Raw genomic sequence first — 26,397 nt, 5'->3', positions numbered from 1 at the left:
CTCACATGGCGACGATAGATGATCTGCAAGAACTGTTTGAGCTTCAGGCTGAGACGCTTGCGACTGAGTTCAAGTTCTGGCTCGACCTAAACGCTCCCGCCGGTCGCGCGCCCCTCGCCAAAGCTGCCATCGCCCTCGCGAACCACGGCGGCGGCACCATAGTGATGGGCATGCGCGAAGCGGCAAACGGGCCGATAGGCTCCCATGTGCGGCCAGACAGCATGAAGCGGTACACGGTCGACGACGTGAACGCCGCAGTCAATCGTTACGCGGACCCGCACCTTCATTGCGATGTTGTCCACCTGGTACATCCCGTGACGGGCAATGAGCACGCCTTTATCGTGGTTCCTGGCGGACATGCTATTCCGGTCATGGCCTCCCGTGGGACCGACGGCGAGATACAAAGCCAAAAGGTCTATATCCGAAAGGCCGGGCCAAAAAGCGAGGAACCTTTTACCGCGGACGAATGGCGCGCCCTGATGAATCGTTGCGTACAGAATGGCCGGGATGCATTGCTCGACAACATCCGCATTATTTTGTCTGGCAACGCTCTTACGCCGGCTGCTATGCCAGACAAACTCCTGGAGTTCGTCGAAGAGTCGCGGGCACGGTTTCAGGAGCGCGTGGCGGTCCTGCCGCCGGACGCGCCGGAACGGCATTTGATAGGCAGTTACGAGTGCGCATTTGAAATCCAGGATGTGTCAGGCATTGGTCTGGCAGAGTTGAGCAGGAAACTCGGAAAGGCCAATTCCGAGAAATTGACCGGATGGGGGCCGTTCGTGAGTTTATCGCGTGCGCCGATCGCGCCAGTCCCGGCAAACGGGGTAATTGAGGCCTGGCTTGGAAATCCGAAAGATGGCGTGAGCGATCCTCGCCACGCGGACTTTTGGCGGGTATCACCGGACGGTCGCCTCTACGTCCTCCGGGCAATTGATGAAGACTACCACTCCAAGCTCAAGCAGGGAAAAGCCCTCGACATTACGCTGCCGATATGGCGAGTGGGGGAGACGATCCTGTTTGTCTCTCGGCTCGCCAGCGAATGGGCAGACAATCCGCGCATCTCAATCCGTATCGAATACTCGGGCCTCGAAGATCGTGTTCTGGGAGCCTACCTCGGTACGCGCTGGGGCATGGACCCCCGTGTCTGCCACACCGACAAAATCGTGCTCCAAGGCGAGGCAACGGCCAGAGAAATCGCCGAGAACACTGTTGAGGTGCTGCACCCTCTGCTTAAGCCACTTTATGAACTGTTTGAGTTCTACGAGATACCAGTGAATTTCATAGTCGAGGAGTTGGACAATATGCGTCAGCGGAAGTTCTGAGGGGCAGATTTCACAACAAAGTCGCGTCCGCTTGCCGCCCTTTCCAGCCGACAATGGCACCAGAGGCCGAGCGGCGGCTTGCGCTATCATGTAAGAAATAGCAGCATTTTATGGGTAACGCACGGCATCTTTGATCGCGTAAGCTGAGAATTCAGTAAGCGCCGTCTGCGTCCCATTGGGTTGGCTATATTTTGAGGCTTTCTGCGTGTGCGAGAAGGTTTCCAGGACTATCTGGAGATTGGCATGGCAGATGATGGATTTGTTGGGCGCTACGAGGTTGTCGAGCCGCGTCGTGGGAACCGGCGTTGGCCGGATGATATGAAGGCGCGGATTGTCGCGGAAAGCTTTGAGCCTGGTGTTCGAGTTGCTGATGTCGCACGCCGTCACGACGTTGTTCCGCACCAGCTTTCCTTCTGGCGCCGGCAAGCGCGTGAGGGCATTCTGGCCCTGCCTTTTGAGGCTATGTCGGGCCCGTCGGAGATCGGGGATGGCGAGCCTGCCTTTGTACCTTTGGCGATTGCGGTGGAGCCGAGCGAGACTGTGAATGTTTTGGCGCCGCCGCTGCCGGCGGCGGTTTTGCCGGTCTTGACGCTGGAGATCGGCCCGGACGTTGTGATGCGGGTTCCTGGCGATGTGCCGGTTGAGCGCGTAGCGGCTCTGGTGCAGGCAGTACGAGGGACGACATGATCGTCGCTGGCCAGCGACTGCCAATCCTGATCGCAACGCGTCCGGTGGACTTCCGCTGTGGGCATCAGGCGCTGGCTTTGATGGTGCAGACCGAATTGAAGCTCGACCCGCATTCCGGGGTGACGGTTATCTTCCGGTCGAAGCGCGGGGATCGCTTGAAGATCCTGGTATGGGATGGCACCGGAATGGTGCTGATCTACAAAATCCTTGAACAGGGAAGCTTTGCCTGGCCCAAGGTGCAGGATGGAACAATGCGTCTTTCCAGGGCTCAGTATGAAGCTTTGTTCGAAGGTCTCGACTGGCGACGGGTCATGGCGCAACGGGTGACGGCGCCGTTGGCGGCAGGGTGAGCATCCGGTTGTCTTTGCATTGTTTTGTTTGGTTTTTTTGTGCTGTCTTGCTATAAGATAGCATGTCATCGCCGCTTGATCTCAGCCTGTTCCCGGACCTTCCGCCAGAGGTGGTGAAGGCGTTCGATGCGATGCAGTTCGAGCTGTCGGTCGAGCGTGCTGCCCGTCAGCATGAGCAGGCTGTGGTGGCCGAAAAGGATGCGTTCATCGCAGAGCTGAAGGAACTGGTCGAGAAGCTTGAAGGTCAGGTTCACGACTATCGGCGCACGAAGTTCGGGCCGAAATCGGAAAAGCTCGATCCGGCGCAGATGGAACTGGCGCTGGAAGACCTTGAAACGGCGATTGCCGAGACACAGGCGCGGATCGCCGCCGTTGAGAAAAAGATCGAAGCCAGCGCACCCGATCCGGGCAAGGCTGCTCCTCGCAAGGAGCGTAAGGTCCGTGCACTTCCCGAACACCTGCCGCGGGTCGAGAGAGTGATCGAGCCCGAGAACATCGTTTGTCCCTGCGGTTGTGGCAACATGGTCCGGATCGGCGAAGACCGGACGGAACGGCTCGACCGGATTCCGGCACGCTATCAGGTGATCGTCACGATCCGCCCGAAATACGCCTGTCCCAAGGGTCGAACGGGCGTCGTCCAGGCCAGAGCGCCGGCACATCTTTTGGAAGGGAGCTGGCCGACGGAAGCCCTTCTGGCTGAGATTGCCGTCTCCAAGCATTCCGAACATATGCCGCTCAACCGGCAAGCTGAGGTCATGGCGCGACACGGGGTGCCGATCGACCGCACGGTCCTTTCCGACTGGATGGGGCGTACGGGTCGCGAAATCGCACCGGTGGTCGACCACATGGCCAAACGACTGCTGTGGGAAAGCACGCGCCTCTATGTCGACGAGACAACGGCTCCGGTGTTGGATCCGGGGCGAGGCAAGACAAAAACCGGCTATCTCTGGGCCGTGTTGCGTGACGACCGCGGCTGGAATGGTTCGGCGCCGCCGGGCGTGGTGTTCCATTACCGGCCCGGGCGTAAAGGCGAATATGCCGCTGAAATCCTCAACGGGTTCAACGGCACGATCCAGGTCGATGCCTACGGTGGCTACTCTCACCTCGCCACATCGGACCGCATCGGTGGCAAGCCCTTGAAGCTGGCTTTCTGTTGGGCACACGGGCGCAGGAAGCTGATCAAGGCCACACCGAAGAGCGGATCGCCCATCGTCGACGAGGCGCTGGTTCGCATCGCCGCGCTCTACAAGATCGAAGACAGTATCCGGGGCTCAGATCCCGAATATCGCCGGGCAGTTCGACAGGACCTGTCCCTCCCGCTGGTGGACGCGTTCTTCGCCTGGCTGGCAGCGCAAGCCAAGCGCATCTCACGCAAATCTGACCTTGGAAAAGCCTTGGCCTATATGCTGACGCGGCAGGACGGCTTCCGGCTGTTCCTGGACGATGGCCACGTCGATATCGACTCCAACCTCGTGGAAAACGCGATCCGCCGACCGGCCATGAATCGCCGCAATGCGCTCTTTGCCGGGCACGATGAAGGGGGCCGCAATTGGGCTCGGTTTGCCAGCCTCATCGGCACTTGTAAAATAAACGGCGTCGAGCCCTACGCCTACCTGTGCGACCTCTTCACCCGCCTCGCGAACGGCCACCTCGCCAAAGACATCGATGCTCTGATGCCTTGGGCTTACGCCGCCCGCGGCAAGGCCTCACAATGAGCTCGCCAGGTACTATTCGGTGAGCTCATTTGACGGCCGATATCGTCGTCAGATCGCTGCAACCGAAAAATCCATGGGGCGTGGACGCCGCATACAGAATTCATCATGACTCTCAGCTTACAAATGTCCGTTCACGGTAGGTGGGATGGCATGAATAAAATGATCGGCACTTGCGGGATGTGCAACGAGGGCAAGCCGCTTATTCAGGCTCATGCGATCCCCCATGCCGTATTCCGCGATATTCATCGGGATAATGGCGGAAGTGCCGTCGTCATTTCCGATGACCACCGAAAGCTTCACCGATCCGGCAAGAGTGGCCAAGATCGTATTTTGTGCGGTGAATGTGATGGCCGACTGAACATCGCATTCGACGCGCCAACCATAAATTTCCTTCGTTCCTTCCGTTCAGAGTTGAATACGGCCCGGAGCAAAGTCATTGGCCACTTCGACAATAATGTGCTGGCTGCCTTCCTGATGTCGGTGATATGGCGCGCGGCCCTGTCATCCGATCCGATGTACGCCAATGTGGCATTGACCCCGAGGACCAAAGAGATGATCCGCAGGATACTGACTGAGGATGCCGTCGGTTTATTTGACATCGCCTCCTTCAGCGTCCGAAATCTCGTTGACGGTTCTGGTTCAGATGGGTTCGATGGGCACTCGCTTTCCAGCCTCGTTCTTGCCCCTGTGTTCCAGCGTCACCCGAATGGAAAGCACTCGTGGCAGTTCGCCATGATCGGTTTCCTCTTTGAAATCTTCATCCCGCGATTGAGTCTACTGCGTCGACAAGATCCAGCGCTGCTCCGCCGGGGTGCCACCGTGGTACGGCCTTCCAATCTCGATATCTTCGACAACCGAGCATTGATGAAGATGATGATGGCTGGTTTTAGTAAGCACGAGCAAGGACACAGCATTCTGCGCGATCGGGTTCTGAAGAAGTAGCGCGGCCACACCTGAAGCTAATGGCCGCTGGTTGGCCTTCCACTGTTGGTTTCCACGCAGAACTGAGCCGGTTTTTCCACCGAGAAGTGAGCCACCTCTGAGTATGGTTTTCTGATCAGGGTTTGGTCAAGGGATTGGCCTTTTCTCCTCTCTTCTGTGCTGCTGCGGCCGAGCTGGCCTTGAAGCGGAAGCTGTCGTTACCGGTTTCCAGGATGTGGCAACGGTGGGTCAGGCGATCGAGCAAAGCTGTCGTCATCTTGGCGTCGCCGAAGACGGTTGCCCATTCGCTGAAGCTGAGGTTGGTGGTGATGACGACGCTGGTGCGCTCATAGAGCTTGCTCAACAGGTGGAAGAGCAGCGCTCCGCCGGAAGCACTGAACGGAAGGTATCCTAGTTCATCGAGGATCAGCAGATCGAGACGGACCAGCGTCTCGGCGATCTGACCTGCCTTGCCCTTTGCCTTCTCCTGCTCGAGCGCATTGACCAATTCGATGGTCGAGAAGAAGCGGACCTTCCGGCGGTGATGCTCGATCGCCTGGACCCCAAGGGCAGTCGCGACATGTGTTTTTCCTGTGCCCGGCCCACCGACGAGCACGATATTCTGCGCCCCGTCCATGAACTCGCATCGGTGCAGTTGGCGCACCGTCGCTTCGTTGATTTCGCTGGCGGCGAAGTCGAACCCGGAGATGTCCTTATAGGCTGGGAAGCGAGCAGCCTTCATGTGATAGGCAATCGAGCGAACCTCACGTTCGGCCATCTCGGCTTTCAGCAACTGGGACAGGATCGGCACGGCCGCATCAAAAGCTGGAGCCCCTTGCTCAATCAGGTCTGTGACGGCTTGGGCCATGCCATACATCTTCAGGCTCCGCAGCATGATGACGACGGCGGCACTTGCGGGATCATGACGCATGGCGACCTCCCACGATCCGGACACGCAAGCCATCGTAGCGTTCGACGTTGGCCTTGGGTTCACGCAACAAGGTCAGCGCCTGTGGCGTGTCGATGTCGGGGCCGTCAGTCGTCTTCCCATCGATCAGACGATGCAGCAGGTTCAGCACATGCGTCTTGGTCGCGACGCCTTGATCCAGAGCCAGCTCCACAGCCCTGACGACGACCTGTTCGTCGTGATGAAGCACCAGAGCAAGGATATCGGCCATCTCACGATCGCCGCCCAGGCGACGCAGCATCTGGTCCTGCAACTGTCGAAAGGCCAGCGGCAATTCCAGGAAAGGCGCACCATTGCGCAAGGCACCGGGCTTGCGCTGAATGACGGCAAGGTAGTGTCGCCAGTCGTAAATCGTCCGCGGCGGTTTGTCGTGGCTGCGCTCAATCACCCTCGGATGTTCGCATAGGACATTACCCTCGGCCGCAACGACCAGTCGCTCGGGATAGATTCGCAAGCTGACAGGCCGGTTCGCAAACGATGCAGGCACGCTATAGCGGTTCCGCTCGAAGGTGATCAGGCATGTCGGAGAGACACGTTTGCCCTGCTCGACGAAGCCGTCAAACGCAGCGGGGAGCGCCATCAATGCTGGCTGTTCCGCGGACCAGACGTCCGCGATCGTGCCGGGCAAGGTGCCGTGTGCTGTGTCGCGCCACAGGTCCTGGCAATGCTGTTCCAGCCAGGCATTCAATGCCGCCAGATCAGGAAAGTCCGGCATCTGTTGCCACAGTCGCGGCCGGGCATCCTGGACATTCTTCTCGACCTGGCCCTTCTCCCAGCCCGCGGCAGGATTGCAAAACTCAGGCGCAAAGACGTAGTGGTTCGTCATCGCGAGGAAACGGATATTGACCTGTCGCTCCTTGCCACGACCGACGCGATCGACCGCGGTTTTCATGTTATCGTAAATGCCGCGAGCAGGGACGCCGCCGAACACACGGAAGCCGTGCCAATGGGCGTCAAACAGCATCTCGTGCGTCTGCAGCAGATACGCCCTGACCAAAAACGCGCGACTGTGCGATAGCTTGATATGCGCGACCTGCAGCTTTGTGCGCTCGCCGCCAATGACGGCATAGTCCTCACTCCAATCGAATTGGAATGCTTCGCCTGGGCGGAAAGACAGCGGAACAAATATGCCGCGGCCCGTCGTCTGCTGCTCACGTTGTCGTTCCGCTCGCCAATCACGGGCGAAGGCGGCAACCCGACCATAGGAGCCGGTAAAGCCGAGAGCCACCAGGTCGGCATGAACCTGCTTCAGTGTTCGTCGCTGTTTGCGCGACTTCCCGGCCTCGGTCTTCAGCCAGGCCGCCAGCTTGTCGGCAAACGGATCAAGCTTGCTCGGTCGTTCCGGTACGGTGAATGTTGGTTCGATTGTACCAGCGTTCAGATACTTCGCGATCGTGTTCCGCGACAGCCCTGTTCGCCGGCTGATCTCGCGGATCGACTGCTTCTCACGCAGCGCCATCCGACGAATGATATTTAAAAGTCCCATGTGGATCACTCCGTTGCCCCCGTCGCTCTCCGCGTTGGGGGAAGGTTCACATGGCTCAATTCTCAATGGAAATTATGCGCCTAACCGGCTCAGTTCTGCGTGGAAACCAACACACGAAGACGAGGTCGTGATAATCGAGAACTTCTATTGAAATGCACCATGCTTGGCCCCGGAGGGGTCCGCGGATGCTCGTCGTTTGCAGGTGGTGCCGAACAGGTAGGCACCCCAGGCATATCCTGGGCCGCCTGATGATCGAACCGCTTGACCAAAACTACCCTCGCCGATACCGCGTTGACCTTCAGCGCAATGAGCGGAATAGCTGCATCAATCGAAGTTTTGTGAGCGCGCATGCCGCGCCTTTTGGTCGATAATGTCGACGGCAGGAAAGCAGGCATGACCGACGACGAGTGGTTTATGAAAGTGCCGGCAGAACTCGCCCGTGCCACTAAGACGTCTGCGATTCTCGATACATGCATTTTCAAAGCAATCGCCGAATACGACCCTCGCGTTAAGCGGCTAAACAAGCCGGCTTTTAGGTCGCAAGGCGGGCGAGGAACTAGGCATTGCACGTTATCGATTTTCATGAAATTCTCCACACAGAACCATTCTTCATAGTGGAGAATCGAATTTCATGGAACCTGGTCAGCGGAAGCCTTTCTCACAAAACGTAACCGTTTTTCACGGTCGCTGGCTGCCAGAGGCCGCAATGCCCGTTGGGTATGCAGCACTGATTGACGCCTATGATCTGAATGTGCCAATGCCCACCACCCTCGCAGCAATCGGCCAGCGTCACAGAGTCTATCAAGCCGATGGATGGAACCTCTATACGCCACGCCATAAGCCGGATGCCGACCTCGAAGGGCACCTTGTCTTCGCCCTACGTTATGAAGGACTTGATCTGGCCGTCCTGAAGACACTGTTCTGCACCGTAGGCCCGGAACCGGTCACAGCGATCGTAAAGGCCTCCCCGACAGGCGCTTACGCTCGACGGCTCTGGTTTCTCTATGAATGGCTGCTCAATGAGCGGCTAGACCTCCCCGATGCGACCCAAGGCAGCTATGCGCCCGTTGTCGATCCGGCGCGACAGTGGACCATCGAGCCTACGACGTCCTCGCGTCATCGGGTCAAGAACAACCTACCGGGAACGCCGGCTTTTTGCCCGATGGTTTTTCGCACACCCGCACTCGATGATTTCGTGGCCCGTAGGCTCGGCGACGAGGCACGGCGCCTTATCGCAGATGTGCCGGCGGATTTGCTGGCGCGCACGGCCGCTTTCCTCTTGCTCAAGGATTCGCGCTCGAGCTTCGAGATCGAAGGTGAGGACCCGCCGCAGGATCGCATCCAGCGATGGGGACGCGTCATCGGCGAGGCAGGCCGCCGCCCCATCGATCGTGTGGAGCTAGAGCGATTACAGCGCATCGTCATCGGCGATGCGCGTTTCGTCCATCTCGGTTTGCGCGTCGAGGGCGGTTTTGTCGGCGAGCATGACCGCCTAAGCGGCGCACCGATCCCGGACCATATCAGCGCCCGGCATGAGGACCTGCCGACGCTGATCGACGGGTTGACGGCCTTCGACCGCGGGGCCGCGCGACATCTCGATCCGGTGCTCGCCGCCGCCGTTCTTGCCTTCGGCTTCGTCTATATCCATCCCTTCGAGGACGGTAACGGGCGCCTGCACCGGTATCTTATCCATCATGTCCTGGCGGAACGCGGCTTCAACCCGCCCGGCCTGGTCTTTCCCGTCTCGGCCGTCATCCTCGATAGGATCGCGGACTATCGCAGGGTTCTGGAGACCTATTCCCGCCGTCTCCTGCCACATATCCAGTGGCGGCCGACAGACCGGGGGAACGTCGAGGTGGAGAACGAGACCGCGGATTTCTACCGCTATTTCGACGCGACACCGCATGTCGAGTTTCTGTTCGAATGCGTCGCCCGCACGGTCGATGTCGACCTGCCGGCAGAGACTGCGTTCCTACGGACGTACGACAATTTCAAAGCGCGGGTGCAGGCAATCATCGACATGCCGGACCGGCTGCTTGATCTATTGTTCCGGTTCCTGCGCCAGAACGACGGCAAACTGTCTAAGCGCGCCCGGGAACGAGAGTTCGCCGCTCTTACTGATGAGGAAGTCGCTCGTATCGAGGCGATCTACGAGAATACATAATTATCCTCTCGCCGACGGCTTTGAGACGTAATTCAAGAACTCGACATCCACATTCCTTAGTTGAATTTTTGACTTTCCGAAAATGGCAATTTCAATCATTAAAATGCCATGAGAAAATTCAAGAACTCGCATACTTTGTTGATTTTTATAATTAAAGAACTCGATTGCAACACCGGCTCAAAATCGAAAGCGAACGCGGAAAAGTTGCATAATAGGAGTTGACGTCTTCGGGGTCGGCCGTGTTTCTGAGTCAGGCAGAAACGACGTGGAGGCCGCGTATATGAACGATGATGGACCTGACGACCTGGAACTCAGCCGGCGGATGCTCGCCGACCTTGAAGAGCTGAACGCTGAATTTCACGTCGGCATTGACCAGGTCCTCACGAAGCTCCACGCAGCCGAGGACGGACTCAAGGTCGAGGCGATGGGCATGGTTCCAAGAACCTTCGGCGACGATACTCCCCTGAAGCTCAGGGACGCGATCTACCTGCCGATCCTCGGCGGCGAGGTTCTCCGCAACGGCACACGCACCCCCAGCCCGACGTTCAAAGTCAGTTCCCTCGATGGGGCGATCAAGTCAGGCCATCTCGAAGGCAGGATCATCCGCGGTAAGATGACCGTCACAGTGAAAGGGCTGCGCGACTGGCTCGAACGAGGCGCCCCTTCCTTTACCTCGACACCGGATAGACCGCCACAGACGCCTGCCGTACGAGAGAACCGCCGCCAGGAACGCAAGGTCGCCTCGAAAGAGAACGCGATGTCCATGCTCAATGATCTGCTCGGCAAAGCCCGCGACAAGAAGAAATAGGAGGACGATATGGCGCGACCTCGGCTTGGTGCCCGCGAGTGGTACGATGAGAAGACGGACAAGTTCTTCATCCGCGATATCGGTGATGACGGGAAGCCCGTGAAGTTCTCGCTCGGCTTCGGCAAGAAGGACACCCCTGACTATCTCAGGCGTGTCGAGGCTGAGAAAGCAAAGTACATCGCGAAGAAGCACGCCGGCGGCACCCGGAAGGTCAAGAACCAGGACACAGCCGATGTTCTCGTTTCCGATGTCATCGCGCTATACGCCGACGTGCGGATCGCGAATTTCATCCCTGACCGGCACTACAAGAAACCCGTCGCCCGGCCGGAAGACGTCATCAAGCGCCTGAAGACCATCGTCGAGTTTTTCGGCGATATGACGCTCGACGAACTCGATGAAGACAGCCGCGACGATTTCGTGAAATTCCTGCATCGCAAGGCCGTCCAGCGCGCCCGTGAAAAGCACGAGCGCGTTGTGGCAAAGTACCAGGAACAGAAGGCGAAGTTCGACAAAGCGGCGGCAGCTCGGATCGGTACGCGACGCGAAGCGCTGGAGCCGAAGCGAAAGGCTCCCGTCACACCGGAACCGTTCGACCCCAAGAGCGTCGAATTCAAACCACTTGCCGCGCTGCGTTATCTGGAGGACCTGAACGCCGCGATCGCTTGCGCTCTCCGTCGCCGTCTGATCAGGGCTGACGTGCATATGCCTCTGACGGCGAAATATGACCGTCGCACGACAATTTTTTCATTTGAACAGGTCGTCCGCCTTATCTCACACGCGTATTTCAAGCGAGGGATGGGCTGGATCGACGGGAAGCCGAAAAGGGGGCTATATGTCTGGCGACATCTCGCCCGCGCCATGCTTCTGCTCATCTGTACCGGGTCTCGCAAGACGCGTGTAACCCTCGCGAGTTTCAACGACGAGGGAGACCGGCCGTGGATCGAGCTGGTCGAGGCCTATGATCCCGAAACCGGAAAGAACAAGTGGCGGGGCTGGTTGCATCGCCTCGGCGACGATGAAGTGGAGTACGACAACAAGCGTGCTCCTAAGGTCGAGTTGAATCCGTTCGTCGTGAAATATTGCGTCCGATGGAAGCGGCAGGGAATCATCTACCCATGCCTGTACCCATATGGTTCGTCGGGAGAGGACGAGCCTGGCGAGATCGCCCAGTCGATGCGGAGGTGCTTCCGTGAGGTCCTTGGCGAGGATACCGATGCGGTCATCCATACCTTCAGGCACACGACCGCGACATGGCTTTGCCAGCAGCCACAGTTGCCTCTCGTCTCGATTGCCGGCTGGCTCGGCATGTCGGTCGAAACCCTCGTCACCACCTACGCGAAGTACCGGGAAGAAGACCTGAAGAAGGTGACGGACGCGTTCGCCGACATGGGGGATTTCGTCGGCCGGAAGGCCAGCAAGGTCGGACAGAAACTGACAGAAACTGACAGAAACGCGATGATCGAGATCATTCCGGATTCCTCGGAAAATCCAAAAAACGCAATAATTTCAATCTTAAGATCAGGAAGCAAAGCGGCATAGGAGGACCTGAGGCGCCCGTTCGGGACGTGGGGGTCGAGTGTTCGAATCACTCCACTCCGACCAGCGAAAATCCTTCTATGTGAAGGATTTACAGCCATCCCGAGGCGACGAAAACTTCCAGATACGAAAAACTGACAGACCCCCCTCGTAAGCCCGTGGCGATCGAATCGAAAAGGCCCTCCAAAGAGAGCCTTTCCTGACTAATCGGCCCGCCTGGAGGCAGCGAAGTTCGTAGGCAGCGCTGCCATTGCCGGGAGCTCGGTGCATAAGGTCTCCATTGGAAGCTCTGGGGTCGAGGAACGAACCCGCTGCGCGGAAGCGTGCCTGCGGTTGAGGTAGAGGACACCGGCCGGGTGTAGCGCTCGCGTTGAGCGGGGTTCGGCAGAAGCAAAGCATAACGGGCTTCTTCAACAATGAGCCTGACCATGCAACATCCCGTTCTCGATGCCCCTATCAGCCCGCTGCGCCAGCGACTGATCGACGACATGAACATGCGGCGTTTCTCACGCGAGACGCAGCGCAACTACCTTCGCGATATTGGACGCCTGGCGACTTTCCTCGGGCGTTCACCAGACACGGCGACCGCCGACGATCTGCGCCGGTTCCAGATTCAGCGGCAGGAGGACGGCGTTCCCGTTCCGACCATGAACAGCATCGTGTCGGCTCTGCGCTTCTTCTTCACCCACACGCTCGACTGCCCGGACCTGGCGCGTAGGCTCGTCCGGCTTGCGCATCCACGCAAGCTGCCCGTCGTGCTCAGCCGCGACGAGGTTGCCCGGCCGCTCAACGCCACCAACTGCCTCAAACACCAGGCCGCTCTGTCGGTCGCCTATGGCGCGGGCCTGCGTGTCGCCGAGGTATCGATGCTGAAGGTCGCCGACGTCGACAGCGAGCGCATGCTGTTACGCGTTGAACGTGGCAAGGGCGGGCGCTATCGCAACGCCATGCTGTCCGAGGATCTGCTCACGCTTCTGCGGCAGTGGTGGAGAGTCGGGCGGCAGCAGGGCGTGATGCATCGCGACGGCTGGCTGTTCCCCGGCCAACACGCGATGAAGCCTATCAGCACGCGGCAGCTCCGATTGGCTTATTCTAGCGTGCTTGCCGATCCTCCTCTCCAGCAACCTGATATTTGGGCGCAGCATAGCGGGCCATGTAGCCCCTTTTCTGATGGCGTTTTTGCGGTGGTTCGGAACCGTGCTCGTTCTCTTTCCCGCCCTCTGGTTATCCCGACAGGAATGTCTGCGTTTCATACGCGCTCATCCGGGACTCTGGCTGGGCGCGGGAATTCTGGGCATGTTGATCTGCGGCGGTATTGTTTACTGGTCGCTTGAACTGACCACCGCCACCAACGCGACGTTGATTTACGCGACTTCGCCGCTCTTTGTCCTGGTTTTGGAGTTTTTCATAAACGATCGGCGGATCGCTCTGCGAGAACTCGCGGGCATCGGCTTCGCATTGGCAGGCATTGCTATCATCGCTCTTCGGGGCGAGCTATCGGCTCTCAACTCCCTCCAATTCAACATCGGCGACATCGGCATTTGCTTTGCTGCGATTTCCTGGGCTACCTACACATTGATGCTGCGAAGCCCCAAGTTCCATGGGTTGACGCCGACCGCCGCTCTTGGCGCCATGAGCCTTTCCGGCGCTATCGTGTTGCTCCCGTTCGCTGGATGGGAAGTTGCAATTGGTGCGCCCCTTCCTAACAAACCGGCCGATTGGCAAAGCATCATCGGCATGGTCCTGGTTTCTTCATTCTTTGCCTATATCGCCATGCAGTATGCGGTTCGTCGCATGGGAGCCGCGCTGACCAGCCTGACCATGTACCTGATGCCAATTTCGTCCGCGGTGATGGCAATGGTCTTCCTTGGCGAAAAAATTCACTCCTACCACCTGTTCGGTGTTGTTTTCATCCTCGTCGGCCTCGGCGTTGCAACGGTACGATTCCAGTTGAAAGAGGAATAGTCGATCTTCGTTTGCTGCCTCGTCGAAGCATCTGCAATCGTAGCAATCCCCTCACTGAATTAGCCCCCGAAAGGCCCGGACATGCTCCCCCACTTAGCTAAGTGGGTAGGAGTAATGTTGGTAATATGACTGGTAGCAATTTTAAGATGGAAGTTCTCTCCGGGCCGGAACGTCGGCGGCGCTGGAGCACGGCAGAGAAGCTGGCGATCATTCAAGAGACCTACGAGGCGGACGCAACGGTGAGCATCGTCGCGCGTCGGCACGGCATCCAGCCGAACCAGTTGTTCGCCTGGCGCAAGCTGGCATCCCAGGGAGCACTGACGGCGACGGCCGCCGAAGAGGAGGTCGTTCCGGCATCCGAATACCGGGCGCTTCAGGCCCAGGTTAAGGAGTTGCAACGCCTGCTGGGCAAGAAGACGATGGAGAGCGAAATCCTCAAGGAAGCCCTCGAAATCGCCGGTGGCCCAAAAAAACGGATGTTGCGCTCGATCTCTCTGCCGAGAGGGATTTTGGAATGAAGACCATCTGCGAAACCTTGGGTGTCGCCCGCTCGAATATCGCTGCGCGTGCCACGGGTTCCCCTTCCAGAGCCAGAGGACGGCCGCCACTCCCGGATCGGGAGCTGGTGGAAGAAATCAGGGCCGTCATTGCCGACATGCCCACCTACGGCTATCGGCGGGTCCATGCCATCCTGCGCCGGAATGCCCGGAAAGACGGGCGTTCGTGGCCCAACGCCAAGCGCGTCTATCGGGTCATGAAGCTGCACAACCTGCTTCTGGTGCGCCACACCGGAGCGGTCGATGATCGCCGCCACGATGGTCAGGTCGCTGTCGAACGCTCCAACATCCGATGGTGCTCGGACGGCTTCGAGATCGGCTGCGACAACAAGGAGAAGGTCCGTGTCGCCTTCGCCCTCGACTGCTGCGACCGTGAGGCAATCGCCCATGTCGCCACCACGGAGGGCATCAAGAGCCAGGACGTGCAGGACCTCGTGATCACCGCCGTCGAGAACCGCTTCGGTCGCATCAACATGTTGTCCGAGCCCATCGAATGGCTCACCGACAACGGTTCGTGCTTCGTCGCCAGGGATACCGCATCCTTGCTCCGCGACATCGGCATGGAGCCGTGCACGACGCCCGTGCGCAGCCCGCAATCGAACGGCATGGCCGAGGCCTTCGTCAAAACCTTCAAGCGCGACTACGTCGCGGTGAACCCCACCCCGGATGCCGAAACCGTCATCGCGCAACTGCCGCTCTGGTTCGAGCACTACAACAATCTTCACCCGCACAGTGCTTTAGGATATCAATCACCGCGCGAGTTCATCAGCTCGCAATCTCAAACCTGAGCATGTCCGGTCTTTTGGGGGCAACTCCACTCACCTCCCAACACGACGATCGTTTGGTACGAGCCGACGGCTCTTGAAGGGATACGAACTGATATCCCACAAGCCCCGGCGTCCGTCGCGCACTTCTCGCCCCAATTAGAGAAGAACGTGGTGCTCACGTTGCTGATCGCCCTTGGTTGCGAGCAAGGAGCGGGCGAAGAAATGTGGAGCCGCACAACCTTACCATTCTCGATCACAGCCAATGTCCAAGCGAGTGAACACAAACTCCTTCGAACCATTCTAATTCATTCTGATTGCGCAAGCGTTTTGATCTGATAGGGAATGCGGCAATCAAGGCCATGAATTGCTTACTGCGGCGTCGTTATCATCAAAGGGCTGACGAATTGAGCGCGTCCCTTGCCGAAATCTTTCTGAGCAAGCGTAAATCGCTCATGTGGAGCGTGATGCGGATCGTGCGCGACCAGCAGGCGGCCGAGGACGTGGCGCAGGAAACCTATGTCCGTGCCAGCAAAGCGATTGAGAACGGACCGATCGACCATGTCGAAGCGTTCCTCTACCAGACGGCCAGAAACCTCGCGATCAACCACAAGCGGCGCCTTGACATGCGCGGCCGGATCGAGCGCGACGACCTGCCGGAAGCCGATGTAGAGAATATCGCCTCCTCGGTGCCCGACCAGGAAGCCGACCTGATCCACCGCCAGCGCCTTCAATGCCTCAACGAGGCCGTGGCGAAACTGCCGCAGCGCGCGCGAACGGTCTGGCTCCTGAGCCGCATCGAGAAATGGTCCTATCCGAAGATCGCCGAACATCTCGGCGTGTCCCCCAATACGGTCTTCAACGATCTCAAGCTTGCGCACGCCCACTGCGTTGATGCCTTGGCAAAGATCGATCGCGGTTGATCGTGCCTCCGCCTACCGATTTTCGTCGAAATATCTTTGAATAACCCGTGCCTTGAGGGGAAGATTTTGTGAGATTGCAGTTTGCCGAATGTCTCAGGAAGAGAGCCGTTCTATTCCCGGCCCGTCAGATCGGATTAACCTGAGTGGAACGCGACAAGCGAGAACAAGGCGGCAAGGAGCAGGGTTTCGTCCATCCCGACGCGGTGATGGATGCTGCGCTGAACTGGCTGATCACGCTCCAGGGGGCGCCGGACGACACCGCGCTTGCCGCACGCTTCCGGCAATGGCAGCAGGCCGATCCCGCCCATGCCGCGGCTTTCGACACCGTGGCCGCCGCATGGAACCTGCCCGAGATGGACATGGTGGCCAAAGACGTCGCCGCGCGGACGATGCCGTCTTCGCGCCCGCCGGAGGTAGTCGTGCTCGCAGACCGGCGAGGGAAGCGCGGTGGCTGGACCAGGGGCGCCATGGCGGCAGCCGCAGTGCTGCTCCTTGCGGTGGGAATCCAGCAATATCCCGCGCTCCGCCTGCAATGGCAGGCCGACTACATAACGCAGGCCGGCGCGCGCGATGAAATCACGCTTCCCGACGGATCGCGCATGATCCTCAACACGGCCTCCGCCGTCTCGCTGGATTTTGAGGGAAGCAAACGCTCGGTCACCCTACTGCAGGGGGAAGCCTATTTCGACGTCGTCCCCGATCCCGCACGGCCCTTCACGGTCGCTGCGGCCTTCTCCGAGGTCGAGGTCAAGGGCACGGCGTTCTCCGTGCGGACCGAAAGCACCGAGGACACCGTCGTCCTGGAACACGGCCATGTCGACGTGACCCGGCTTCCCGAGCGCGCGGAAACCGCGTCGCTTGAGCCGGGGGAAAGCATCATCGCCACGGCGGCGGCGTTTTCCGGCGTCCGCAAGACCGATCCCGGCACCTCGCACGCCTGGCTTCAGGGGCGCGTGGTCTTCGAGGACCAGCCCTTCGACCAGGTCCTCGGCGAGATCGAGCGCTACTATGGCCATACGGTCGTCGTCGCCAACGGCCAGCTCAGCCATGTCAGGATCAACGGCAACTATCGCCTAGACAATCCGGAGCGCGTGATCCGCTCGCTTGCCACTGCCGCCGGGGCGGATGTCACGCGCCTGCCGGGCGGAATTTTAATCCTGCGATAAAAACTCAACTTTTTTTGTGAGATCGGCGCGGCCCGTTTGTCAAAGGTCTATGGGTCGAGAACGCAAGGTGCGCATCGACCCTCTGATCAGGACGAGAGGGACCACCGATGAAGCGGAATGCAGGCGCTGGCGCGCGTTACGAAACAGGCAGGACAGGCGCCCGCCGCAGGAAACGGTCCCTAGCATCGCTCCTGATCGCATCGACGGTGCTGGCGACCACCCATCTCGCCGTGCCCGCCGCCCATGCCGAGCAGCAGACCGCCGGCCAGACGGTCGCCTTCGACATTCCCGCGCAGCCGCTCTCCTCGGCGATCGCGGCCTTCGTCCGCACCACCGGCTGGGAAGTCGGCTTCACCTCGAAGGCGGTGGCCGGCAAGCGCTCGACGGCCGTCAACGGATCGATGGCGCCGGCACGGGCATTGCAGACCCTGCTGGCGGGAACGGGTGTCAGTGCCCGGATTTCCGGCCCCTCGACAGCGGCGCTGGTCGCCGGCCTGCCCGCCGGCGGCGGTGCGGCGGACGGCTCCACCAGCCTCGAAACGATCACCGTGGAGGGCCAGGGCACCACGACCGAGGGAACCGGTTCCTACACCACGTCACAGACCAGTTCGGCGACCGGCCTGCCGCTTACGCTGCGCGAGACGCCCCAGTCCGTCACCGTCGTCACACGCCAGAAGATGGAGGACCAGAACCTCACTACGATCGCCGACGTGCTGCGCCAGACGCCCGGTATCACCGTCCACCAGATGGATTCCGAGCGCACGATGGTCTACGCGCGCGGCTTTTCCAATCCGAATTGGCAGATCGACGGCATCCCAACCTGGTATCGTGTGCAATACGGCTCCGGTCCGAGCGTTTCCAACATGGTTCTCTACGACCATGTCGATGTGCTGCGCGGCGCCAGCGGCCTCATGGCCGGCGCGGGCGACCCGTCCACCACGATCAGCCTGGCGAGAAAACTCCCGACCGATACGTTCCAGGGCTACCTCTCCGGCAGCGCCGGGTCGTGGCAGGCCTACCGCTCCGAATTCGACGTCAGTGGCCCGCTCAATGCGGAAGGCACGATCCGGGGCCGCTTCGTGACGAGCCTTGAAGACGCGAACTCCTATCTCGACCGCTACGATCTGCGCGAAGGCGTGGTCTACGGCGTGGTGGAGGCGGACGTCGCCGAGAACACCACGCTGACCCTCGGCACCGACTACCAGCGGCGCAGGACCTACAACACCCAGTTCGGCGGCTTCCCGCTCTTCCACACCGATGGCAGCCTGGTGGACTACGACTGGTCGTTCAATCCGGGTGGCGGCAGCCTTCCCTACAATCAGGACTTCCGCACGCATTTCGTACGGCTGGACCATGAATTCGACAATGGATGGAAGCTCCATGCCGACTATTCCTACTATCGGGCGAAACGCTGGGGCATGCTGGCCTCCGCATCCTGGGGCACCATAAATCCTGATGGAACCGGTGCCCAGTTGCTCGGCGGCCAATTGGCAACGACGACCACCCAGCATGCGATCGACACCTATCTGGAAGGTCCGGTCGAGCTTTTCGGCCGGCAGCACGATCTTCGCTTCGGCATCACCAGCACCTTCGGCGAAGATGACCACGGTACCTACGGCACAGGCTTTGACTACGAGCCTGTTGCCGGGAGCATCTTCGACTGGAACGGCTATATCCCCAATCTGGATTCCTATCTGGGCAGCCAGAGGTTCCGCAGCATCACCGAGATCGATCAGATCGGCGTCTATGGCAGCGGCCGCTTCCGGCTTTCCGACGATCTCTCGCTCATCGCCGGCAGCCGCGTCGTCTTCTATCAGTACGACTTCAACAGCCATGACTTCGACTCGGGGGCGAGATCCAGCCAGTCGTCGGAACGCAACGGCGAGTGGATCCCCTATGCTGGCCTGGTCTACGACCTGACGGACAATTGGTCCGCCTATGCAAGCTACACACAGATCTTCAAGCAGCAGGCCTATCGCGACAAGGATTTCAACATCATCGCGCCGACGACCGGCTCGAACTACGAGCTTGGCATCAAGGGCGCGTTCTTCGACGACCGGCTGAATGTCTCGCTGGCCGGCTTCTATGTCCAACAGGATAACCTCGCCACGCGCGACCGGAGCGTTCCTGGCACGTTGCCGGACGGAACCTTCCCCTACAAGACGATCGACGGCGCCGTCACGAAGGGCGTTGAGCTTGAAATATCCGGCGAGGTTCTTCCCGGCTGGCAGGTCGGCGGCGGCTTCACGCACAGCCGGACGGAGGATGCCGACGGCGTCCGGATCTCCACGATCACGCCCGAAAACATGGTCAGGATCGCAACCTCCTACGCGATTCCAGATACCGGCCTGACTGTCGGCGGCAACGTGTCCTGGCAAAGCAAGATCTTCAACACATGGTTCTGGCCGGCCAGCGGAACTGCCGTTCAAGACAGCTATGCCGTCGTTGGCCTGATGGCCAAGTATGATTTCGAGAACGGCGTGGCCGCAAGCCTGAACGTGAACAACCTGTTCAACGAGAAGTATTACAGCAGCTTCGATGAGAACTACGCGACCGGCAATTTCGGCGCCCCGCGCAATGTCACCTTCACGCTGAAGAAGACCTTCTGACAGGCCATTCCGAAGACTTGCCGCCCCGGGACTTCTCCGGAGCGGCAAGCCGTTGAACCAACCGTTTCGAGGGGACAGACCCGCTTTCATGGCGAAGAAAAAGAGCAAGGCAAAGCTATGGCTGGTTCTTCACAGTTGGTGCGCCGTGCCCATCTGGTTCTTCCTGCTGTTCGCCTGCCTGACCGGCACGCTCTCGACCGTCAGTTGGGAGGTGCTCTGGCTGCGCTATCCCGAGATGCGCGCCGATGCGGCGGTCGGCCGCGCACGGCTTGACGCCGGAGACCTGCTCGACCGCCTGAAGGCGCAGGAGCCAGCGGCGCGGCCCTACCGCATCCTCCAGCCGGAGCCTTACCTGACCGTGCAGATCGCCGCCTATCTGCCGGATCAGGAAAAGGCGACCTTCTTCCTCGACCCCTACAGCGGCGCCGTGAAGGGGCGCAGCAATCTGTCCTATTCCCGCTACCAATGGTTCATGCAGTCCCTGCACGGCTGGCTGCTGACGCCCTATGACCGTGTCAAACCCTATGGCTGGCACCTCGTCGCCCTACTGTCCCTGCCCATGCTGGTTTCCCTGCTCACCGGCATGCTGGTCTACAAGAAATTCTGGCGCGCCTATCTCAATCCGCGGCTGCGCATCGATGAGGGATCCCGCGTCTTCTGGGGAGACCTGCACCGGCTCGCCGGAATCTGGTCGCTCTGGTTCGTCTCGCTGATCGCCGTTTCCTCCCTCTGGTTCCTCGTCATCGGCATCCTCGACGAACTGGGAACGCCGACTACAGGTAACCTGCCGCCCGTCGTGCAGGAGGCGAGCACCAATACGGACGGATTGCGCTATGCCTTCCGCATCGCCGACGAGACCTTTCCCGGCTTTCGCGTCGACGGGGTCTATCTCGGCTTCAACAATTATACGCCGGTTCGTGTGACCGGCCGCACGGCCTTTCCGCTCTACAAGGCCGAGATCTATCTCGATCCCGGCAGCGGCGCGGTCATCGAGACCGAAACGGTCACGAGTTCCCGCCCGGCCGCGACCCTCTCGCCGATCCTGCGCAGCCTCCATACCGGCGATTTCTACAGCCTCTGGTCGAAGCTCGTCTGGGCCTTCTTCGGCCTCGTCCTGTCCGCGATGGTCTTTTCCGGCCTGATGATCTTCCTCATGCGCACGGTGCAGTCGACGGTCAAGCTCGTGCGCCCGCGTCCCGGCCTTCTGCCAAGGGAGGCTGGCGAATGATCGTGCTGCCCGCCCGCCGGAAGGCGCCCGAAACATGGGCGCGCTATCTCTGGGACCGCGTCAAGTTCCATGCCTGCATCGCCCTCCTCGCGCTGCCGGCGCTCTTCCTGCCCGATTACCTGTCCCGCAAGGATGCGCCGCTGCCCTTCGTGCCCGTCAAGGGTGTGGAACTCGTCGCTGGCCCGTTCGCGCTGACCCTTGGCGAGAGCAATGCCGCCCGGCCGCAGGCCATCATCGGCGGCTGGATGAAGAGCTACGACCTCCAGCCTTGCGCCGGCTGCATCGATCGCATCAAGGGCGTCTATCTGCGGGTCGGCAAGCCCCGCAACATCCGCGCGGCCGGCGCCCTCTTCGGCGGCAATCCCTTCAAGCTCACCGCCTCCGTCCAGATGCCGCCGAGCACCAGTCAGGATTCGGTGCTCTGGCTGACGATCGAGACCTGGGCCGGCGAAATTCACCAGGCCTACGTTCCGCTGAGCACCCTGTCGCCGGCGACAGCGGACTTCTTCGGACAGCAAACCAGAAAACAGGGAAGCGCCGAATGACCCGGCTCCGTTCGCCGTTCATATACAGTAGATATTTCGCCATCCTCCTCTTGTTGGCGACCACCCCCGCCTATGCGCATTACCCATATTGCACGTGTGCGATGGAGGGCGGGAGGATCGCATGCAAGGGCGGTTTTTCCGACGGCACGGGCGCAGAGGGCGTGACGCTGGACGTCATCTCCTACGACGAGGAAATCCTAGTGCCCGGCAAGTTCGGGGCCGATTCCGTCGTGCGCTTCGACAGGCCAGCGGGTGAGTTCTACATACTCTTCGATGCCGGTCCCGGCCATGTGGTGGAAGTGGACTGGCGCGACATAGACGGGCTTGCGCCATGACGGCGGCAGGACAGGGAACGCGCGTCGTCGTCCGGCCCGTCAGCGCCGGAAGGGAGACGCTTTTCGTCGCGCTCATCTGCCTTGCCATCGTTCTTGTCGCAGGAACGGTGGTCGGCCTGCGCACGCGCGCACCGGCTGTTGCCGGGATCGCCGAATGGCAGGTCGATGCTCGCGACGGGCTGACGGCGGCCGAGCAGAGCCTCAATGCCGAGCTGAAGGTGGCGGCCGACGACATCGCCTTCGCGCTGGAAAGCGGAACGGTGCCGACGCCGGAGGCGCTTGCCGAGCAGGCGCTGCCGCCCTTCGCGGTGGATGCGGCGACGGCGGGCCGCGGCGGCCATGTCTGGAGCCTCGTGCGTTCCGCTGACGGCTTCGCCGGATGGCTTGGCCAGACCGCATCGGCCGACATTGCCGGCTCTCTTCTCCTGCGCATCGCGACGGCCGGGGACGGGCACGCGAATGAGCCGGAAGGCGGCGTTTCCGTCTGGCTCAACCGGTCGACGCATGCCGCGGCCGCCGGCCTTTCCGACGAGGCGCTGGTCGCCGCCGGCTGGAAGGAGATCGTCAGCCGCTACGATGCATCCGTGACACGAGGGGCCGGCCAATGACCGTCCGTATTCCGCGCCGCGCGCTCCTGGCAGGCGCCCTGGCGTTCACGCTTTCAGCTCCGCGCGCCGAAGGCAAGAAACGCAAGGTGGGCGTGACGCTGCATCCCTATTATTCCTACGTCGCCAACATCGTCGGCGACAGGGCTGAGGTCGTGCCGCTGATCCCGGTCGGCTTCAACCCGCATGCCTATGAGCCGCGGGCGGAGGACATCCGTCGGGTCGGAACGCTCGACGTGGTGGTGCTGAACGGCATCGGCCACGACGACTTCGCCGAGCGCATGATCGCCGCCTCGGAAAACCCCTCCATCCCTGTCATCGAGGCCAATCGCGACGTGCCGCTGCTGGCGGCCGTCGGCGGCGTGTCGAGCCGGCTCGGCAACAGCCGCACGATCTCCGGCCAGGTGGTCAATTTGCACACGTTCCTCTCGATCGCCGGCGCCATCCAGCAGGTGCAGACGATCGCGCGCGACCTCGGCCGGCTCGATCCCGGCAATGCGGCCGATTATGCCAGCAATGCCCGTGCCTATGCCAGGCGCCTCAGGACGATCCGCGCCGCCGCGCTGTCCGAATTGACCGGCATGCCGGGCACCAGCTTCCGCGTCGCCACCATCCACGGCGCCTATGATTATCTCCTGCGCGAATTCGGCCTGGAGGTGACGGCCGTGGTGGAGCCGGCGCACGGCATCGAGCCGAGCCCGGCGCAGCTCGCAAAGACCATCGACGCCATCAGGGCGCTCGACGTGAAGGTCATCTTCTCCGAGTTGAACTTCCCCTCGACCTATGTCGAGACCATCGAGCGCGAGACGGGCATCAGACTCTATCCGCTCTCCCACATCATCTATGGCGACTACACGCCGGAGAAGTTCGAGACGGAGATGGCGGAGAACTTCGCGACCGTGGTGAAGGCCATTCGCGAGCAGGGCGGGGCGGAGGGCAATCCGTGAACGCGCCCATGCCACCGCTTGCCGCCGCCGAGGCGATCGTTGGGAAAGGCCCGGCCGTCGTCTTCGACGAGGTTTCTCTCGTGCTCGGGCGCACCGACGTTCTTTCGAGGGTAACGCTTCGCATCGAACCCGGCACGGTGCATGCCGTCGTCGGCCCGAACGGCGGGGGCAAATCCTCGCTTGTCCGCTGCCTGCTCGGCCAGGCGCCGCATACCGGCACCGTCCGGATCGACTGGCCGGGCGATCGCGGAACCACGGGCTATGTGCCGCAGGCGCTGGAATTCGACCGTGGCCTGCCGATGACCGTGATGGATTTCCTGGCCGCCCTCGTCGCGGGCCGGCCGTCCTTCCTCACGCCAGAAGACACGGTGAAGACGGCGATCCTCGCCGCGCTTGCCGACGTCGGCATGGAGGGCAAGGCGGGGCGGCGCATGGGGGCACTGTCCGGCGGCGAGCGCCAGCGGGTGATGATGGCACAGGGCCTGATGCCGCCGCCCGACCTTCTGGTGCTCGACGAGCCGATGGCGGCGCTCGACGAGGCGGGGGCGCGCATCTTCGAACGGCTGATCGGCAGGCTGCAGGAGCGCGGCACGACGATCCTCTGGGTCGAGCACGATCTCGCCGCGGTCCGGCGCTTTGCCGGCCGCGTCACGGGCCTCAGCCGCGCAGTGCTCTTCGATGGCGCGCCGGAAGCGGAACTGACGCCCGAGCGGGTCCTGGCGCTGTTCTCGCACCGGGCCGGAGGCGTGGCATGAGCGCGTGGTTCGAAGCCTTCCGGCAGGGTGTGATGGCGCTTGCGGCGGGGGGCTACCTGCCGCCCTCGCTCGCCTATGGCTTTGCGGTCAACGCGCTGCTGGCCGGCCTCATCGCCGGGCCGGTGCTGGGCGGGCTCGGCACGCTGGTCGTGGTCAAGCGCCATGCCTTCTTCTCCGAGGCCATCGGCCATGCGGCGCTGACCGGCGTTGCGATCGGCATCCTCCTCGGCGAGCCCTATACCGGGCCCTATGGCGCGCTCTTCGGCTATTGCCTGATCTTCGGCATCGCGCTCAACTACCTGCGCAACCGCACCGGCCTTTCGGCCGATACGCTGATCGGCGTCTTCCTCTCCATGTCGCTGGCGCTCGGCGCGAGCATCCTTCTCGTGCTCGCCGGGCGTATCAACATCCATATCCTGGAGAACGTGCTGTTCGGCTCGATCCTCACGGTCTCGGGCGTGGATATCGCGATCCTCGCCGGCGTCGGCCTTTCCGTCCTCACGCTGACGACGGCGTTCTTCAACCGCTTCATGCTGGCGAGCTTCAACCCGACGCTGGCGGCCGTGCGCGGCGTGCCGGTCAAGGCGCTCGACTATCTCTTCGTCGTGCTGGTGACGGTGGTGACGGTGGCGAGCGTCAAGATCATCGGCGCCATCCTCGTCGGCGCGCTGCTCGTCATTCCCGCCGCGGCCGCCCGCACCGTCTCCGGCTCCCTCAAGGGCTTCGTCACGCTCTCCGTCCTCTTCGCGCTTGCCGCGACGATCGCCGGCATCCTCATCCCCATGGAGCTCGACCTTCCCATCCCCTCGGGCGCTGCGATCATCCTGTCCGCCGGCACGATCTTCCTCGGCTGCACTGCCGTCCGCGCGCTGCTTCCCGCCCTCAAAGGAGATCCCGCATGAGCGACTTCCTCTCGCGCCGGACCATGCTGTCGGCCATGCTCGCCGCGCCTGTGCTGGTCCCCGCTCTTGCCGGTCGCGCAGGCGCCGCGACACCAAAGCCTGCCGCCCGTGTCCTGACGGCACATCCGGCGGCCTTTTCCCTTGCCTCGGCACTCACCGTGAACAGCACGATCGCGGTGGAAGCCGTCCAGCCGGCAAAGCTGCCGGCGACGCGGCTTGCCGCCTATCTCGCCGGCCGCGGCAAGGCCGTGCTGGAAAAGGCGGCCGCGGGCGCCGACGCGGTCATCACCTTCCGCTCCTTCTGGCCGGAAGACCCGCTTTATCCGCACGCCCGCCGCAGCAACATCCGCATCGTGGAGATCGACGCGGGCCGCCCGCTCGACGGCGTGCTGAACGGCATCGCCATCGCAGACCCCACCGACGATCGCATCGTCTATGCGGCGCTCGATCTTGCCCCCATGCCGGGGACGGGCGAGGGTTCCGCGCCGTGGCTTGCACCGGGCAATCTCGGCCGCATGGCCGACGTGCTCGCCGCCGATCTCTCCCGTCTCGCGCCTTCCTCGGCCGAAACCATCGCCGCCAATCTCGCCGCGCTGAAGCAAAGGCTCCTGGAAATCAAGGCCAAGGCCGACAGGGCGCTTGCGGAGGCCGACGACCTGACCGCCATCGCGCTGTCACCGCACTTCGCCTATCTTGCCGCCGATCTCGGAATCGACCTCCTCGCCTCTATCACCGCCGCGCCGAATGAGTGGACGCAGGAGCGCGCGGAAAAGCTCGCCGACTGGCTCGCAGCCCATGATGTGGCAATCGTCATCCTTGACGCAGAGCCGGGAGAGCATCTCGCGAAGGGTATCGAGAAGGCAGGTGCGAGGACTGTGCTCCTGTCCAACGTTGGAGCGGACAGTTCTGATATCGCCAAGGTCATGCAAAGCAACCTCGAAGCATTGAAGGCTGCATTCAAACCGTGAGGGTTGCTCTTGATGGGAATCGAACCACCGACACGTCGTTTTCTGCCAAAGGACGACATCGACGCCCTATAACTTACCTCGACGTTTGACCCCAGATTTTTGATGGCACCATCGTCTCGCAGGCCTGGAGAAATTCGTTGCGAGGCAAATTATGCATGGGAGAACCCTGACG

23 protein-coding genes and 1 pseudogene are annotated in these 26,397 nt (G+C 61.2%); 22 read left to right on the top strand and 2 right to left on the bottom strand.

Annotated elements, in window-relative coordinates; translation table 11 throughout:
* Window positions 1–5 precede the first annotated feature (5 nt).
* The 5 genes from shn_RS04865 (at window position 6) to shn_RS04845 (ending at window position 5,016) form a co-directional block, all read left to right on the top strand.
* Complete coding sequence (locus tag shn_RS04865) at window positions 6–1,322, top strand: helix-turn-helix domain-containing protein (protein ID WP_064329398.1); 1,317 nt, start codon at window positions 6–8, stop codon at window positions 1,320–1,322.
* Between the two features lie 243 nt (window positions 1,323–1,565).
* Window positions 1,566–2,009, top strand: coding sequence for a transposase (locus tag shn_RS04860; protein ID WP_010891468.1), 444 nt, complete (start codon window positions 1,566–1,568; stop codon window positions 2,007–2,009).
* Complete coding sequence (gene tnpB, locus shn_RS04855) at window positions 2,006–2,359, top strand: IS66 family insertion sequence element accessory protein TnpB (RefSeq protein WP_064329397.1); 354 nt, start codon at window positions 2,006–2,008, stop codon at window positions 2,357–2,359. Before shn_RS04860 ends, tnpB begins: the two co-directional genes overlap by 4 nt.
* A 62-nt stretch (window positions 2,360–2,421) precedes the next feature.
* Window positions 2,422–4,074 carry an IS66 family transposase gene (locus shn_RS04850; RefSeq protein WP_064329396.1) on the top strand — a complete coding sequence of 551 codons (1,653 nt, stop codon included), beginning with the start codon at window positions 2,422–2,424 and terminating at the stop codon, window positions 4,072–4,074.
* Window positions 4,075–4,224: 150 nt separating this feature from the next.
* Entirely contained in the window at window positions 4,225–5,016 is a 792-nt protein-coding gene (locus tag shn_RS04845; RefSeq protein WP_145925872.1) for a hypothetical protein, read from the top strand.
* A 115-nt stretch (window positions 5,017–5,131) separates the two neighbouring features.
* Here shn_RS04845 and istB read toward each other — a convergent pair whose 3' ends face one another.
* Together istB and istA are read right to left on the bottom strand one after the other, a co-directional pair.
* Window positions 5,132–5,926, bottom strand: a complete 795-nt coding sequence (gene istB / locus shn_RS04840; RefSeq protein ID WP_064328778.1) for an IS21-like element helper ATPase IstB — start codon at window positions 5,924–5,926, stop codon at window positions 5,132–5,134.
* Window positions 5,916–7,448 carry an IS21 family transposase gene (gene istA / locus shn_RS04835; RefSeq protein ID WP_145925847.1) on the bottom strand — a complete coding sequence of 511 codons (1,533 nt, stop codon included), beginning with the start codon at window positions 7,446–7,448 and terminating at the stop codon, window positions 5,916–5,918. The genes istB and istA overlap by 11 nt, the downstream gene beginning before the upstream one ends.
* A gap of 631 nt (window positions 7,449–8,079) precedes the next feature.
* Between istA and shn_RS04830 the strand changes: the two genes are divergently transcribed.
* From shn_RS04830 to shn_RS04745, 17 genes and pseudogenes are all read left to right on the top strand, one after another.
* Window positions 8,080–9,612, top strand: coding sequence for a Fic family protein (locus tag shn_RS04830; protein ID WP_084437772.1), 1,533 nt, complete (start codon window positions 8,080–8,082; stop codon window positions 9,610–9,612).
* Between the two features lie 280 nt (window positions 9,613–9,892).
* Window positions 9,893–10,420, top strand: a complete 528-nt coding sequence (locus shn_RS04825; RefSeq protein WP_145925871.1) for a hypothetical protein — start codon at window positions 9,893–9,895, stop codon at window positions 10,418–10,420.
* Window positions 10,421–10,429: 9 nt separating this feature from the next.
* Complete coding sequence (locus shn_RS04820; protein ID WP_064329392.1) at window positions 10,430–11,959, top strand: hypothetical protein; 1,530 nt, start codon at window positions 10,430–10,432, stop codon at window positions 11,957–11,959.
* Between the two features lie 425 nt (window positions 11,960–12,384).
* Window positions 12,385–13,035, top strand: a pseudogene (locus shn_RS04815) (tyrosine-type recombinase/integrase); the annotation flags it as partial.
* Window positions 13,036–13,057: 22 nt separating this feature from the next.
* Window positions 13,058–13,921 carry a DMT family transporter gene (locus shn_RS04810; protein ID WP_245337371.1) on the top strand — a complete coding sequence of 288 codons (864 nt, stop codon included), beginning with the start codon at window positions 13,058–13,060 and terminating at the stop codon, window positions 13,919–13,921.
* A gap of 125 nt (window positions 13,922–14,046) precedes the next feature.
* A protein-coding gene (locus tag shn_RS04800; RefSeq protein WP_145925869.1) for an IS3 family transposase occupies window positions 14,047–15,266 on the top strand; the annotation gives its coding sequence in 2 pieces (ribosomal slippage) (window positions 14,047–14,383 and window positions 14,383–15,266; 1,221 coding nt in all).
* Between the two features lie 293 nt (window positions 15,267–15,559).
* Window positions 15,560–16,165, top strand: a complete 606-nt coding sequence (locus tag shn_RS04795) for an RNA polymerase sigma factor (RefSeq protein ID WP_371328589.1) — start codon at window positions 15,560–15,562, stop codon at window positions 16,163–16,165.
* Window positions 16,166–16,308: 143 nt separating this feature from the next.
* On the top strand, window positions 16,309–17,331 hold the full coding sequence (locus tag shn_RS04790; protein ID WP_064329388.1) for a FecR domain-containing protein: 1,023 nt from the start codon (window positions 16,309–16,311) through the stop codon (window positions 17,329–17,331).
* A 107-nt stretch (window positions 17,332–17,438) separates the two neighbouring features.
* Complete coding sequence (locus shn_RS04785; protein ID WP_084437770.1) at window positions 17,439–19,940, top strand: TonB-dependent siderophore receptor; 2,502 nt, start codon at window positions 17,439–17,441, stop codon at window positions 19,938–19,940.
* 88 nt (window positions 19,941–20,028) lie between these two features.
* Window positions 20,029–21,168, top strand: coding sequence for a PepSY domain-containing protein (locus shn_RS04780; RefSeq protein ID WP_064329387.1), 1,140 nt, complete (start codon window positions 20,029–20,031; stop codon window positions 21,166–21,168).
* Window positions 21,165–21,713: a hypothetical protein gene (locus shn_RS04775; protein ID WP_064329386.1), complete on the top strand. Its 549-nt coding sequence runs from the start codon at window positions 21,165–21,167 to the stop codon at window positions 21,711–21,713. The genes shn_RS04780 and shn_RS04775 overlap by 4 nt, the downstream gene beginning before the upstream one ends.
* 161 nt (window positions 21,714–21,874) lie before the next feature.
* The gene (locus shn_RS36930; protein WP_245337370.1) at window positions 21,875–22,048 is read left to right on the top strand and encodes a hypothetical protein; all 174 of its coding nucleotides are present in this window, start codon (window positions 21,875–21,877) and stop codon (window positions 22,046–22,048) included.
* Window positions 22,045–22,656, top strand: coding sequence for a DUF6162 family protein (locus shn_RS04765; protein WP_064329384.1), 612 nt, complete (start codon window positions 22,045–22,047; stop codon window positions 22,654–22,656). The genes shn_RS36930 and shn_RS04765 overlap by 4 nt, the downstream gene beginning before the upstream one ends.
* Window positions 22,653–23,600: a metal ABC transporter solute-binding protein, Zn/Mn family gene (locus shn_RS04760; protein WP_064329383.1), complete on the top strand. Its 948-nt coding sequence runs from the start codon at window positions 22,653–22,655 to the stop codon at window positions 23,598–23,600. The genes shn_RS04765 and shn_RS04760 overlap by 4 nt, the downstream gene beginning before the upstream one ends.
* A complete protein-coding gene (locus shn_RS04755; protein WP_245337369.1) occupies window positions 23,597–24,355 on the top strand; it encodes a metal ABC transporter ATP-binding protein in 759 nt (252 codons plus the stop codon). The genes shn_RS04760 and shn_RS04755 overlap by 4 nt, the downstream gene beginning before the upstream one ends.
* Window positions 24,352–25,257, top strand: a complete 906-nt coding sequence (locus shn_RS04750; protein WP_064329382.1) for a metal ABC transporter permease — start codon at window positions 24,352–24,354, stop codon at window positions 25,255–25,257. The genes shn_RS04755 and shn_RS04750 overlap by 4 nt, the downstream gene beginning before the upstream one ends.
* The gene (locus shn_RS04745) at window positions 25,254–26,225 is read left to right on the top strand and encodes a metal ABC transporter solute-binding protein, Zn/Mn family (RefSeq protein ID WP_064329381.1); all 972 of its coding nucleotides are present in this window, start codon (window positions 25,254–25,256) and stop codon (window positions 26,223–26,225) included. Before shn_RS04750 ends, shn_RS04745 begins: the two co-directional genes overlap by 4 nt.
* The last annotated feature ends 172 nt before the right edge of the window (window positions 26,226–26,397 follow it).

Origin of the sequence: Shinella sp. HZN7 (assembly GCF_001652565.1) — a bacterium.
Taxonomy (GTDB): Bacteria; Pseudomonadota; Alphaproteobacteria; order Rhizobiales; family Rhizobiaceae; genus Shinella; species Shinella granuli.
This window is presented reverse-complemented; position numbering and strand designations above follow the sequence as displayed.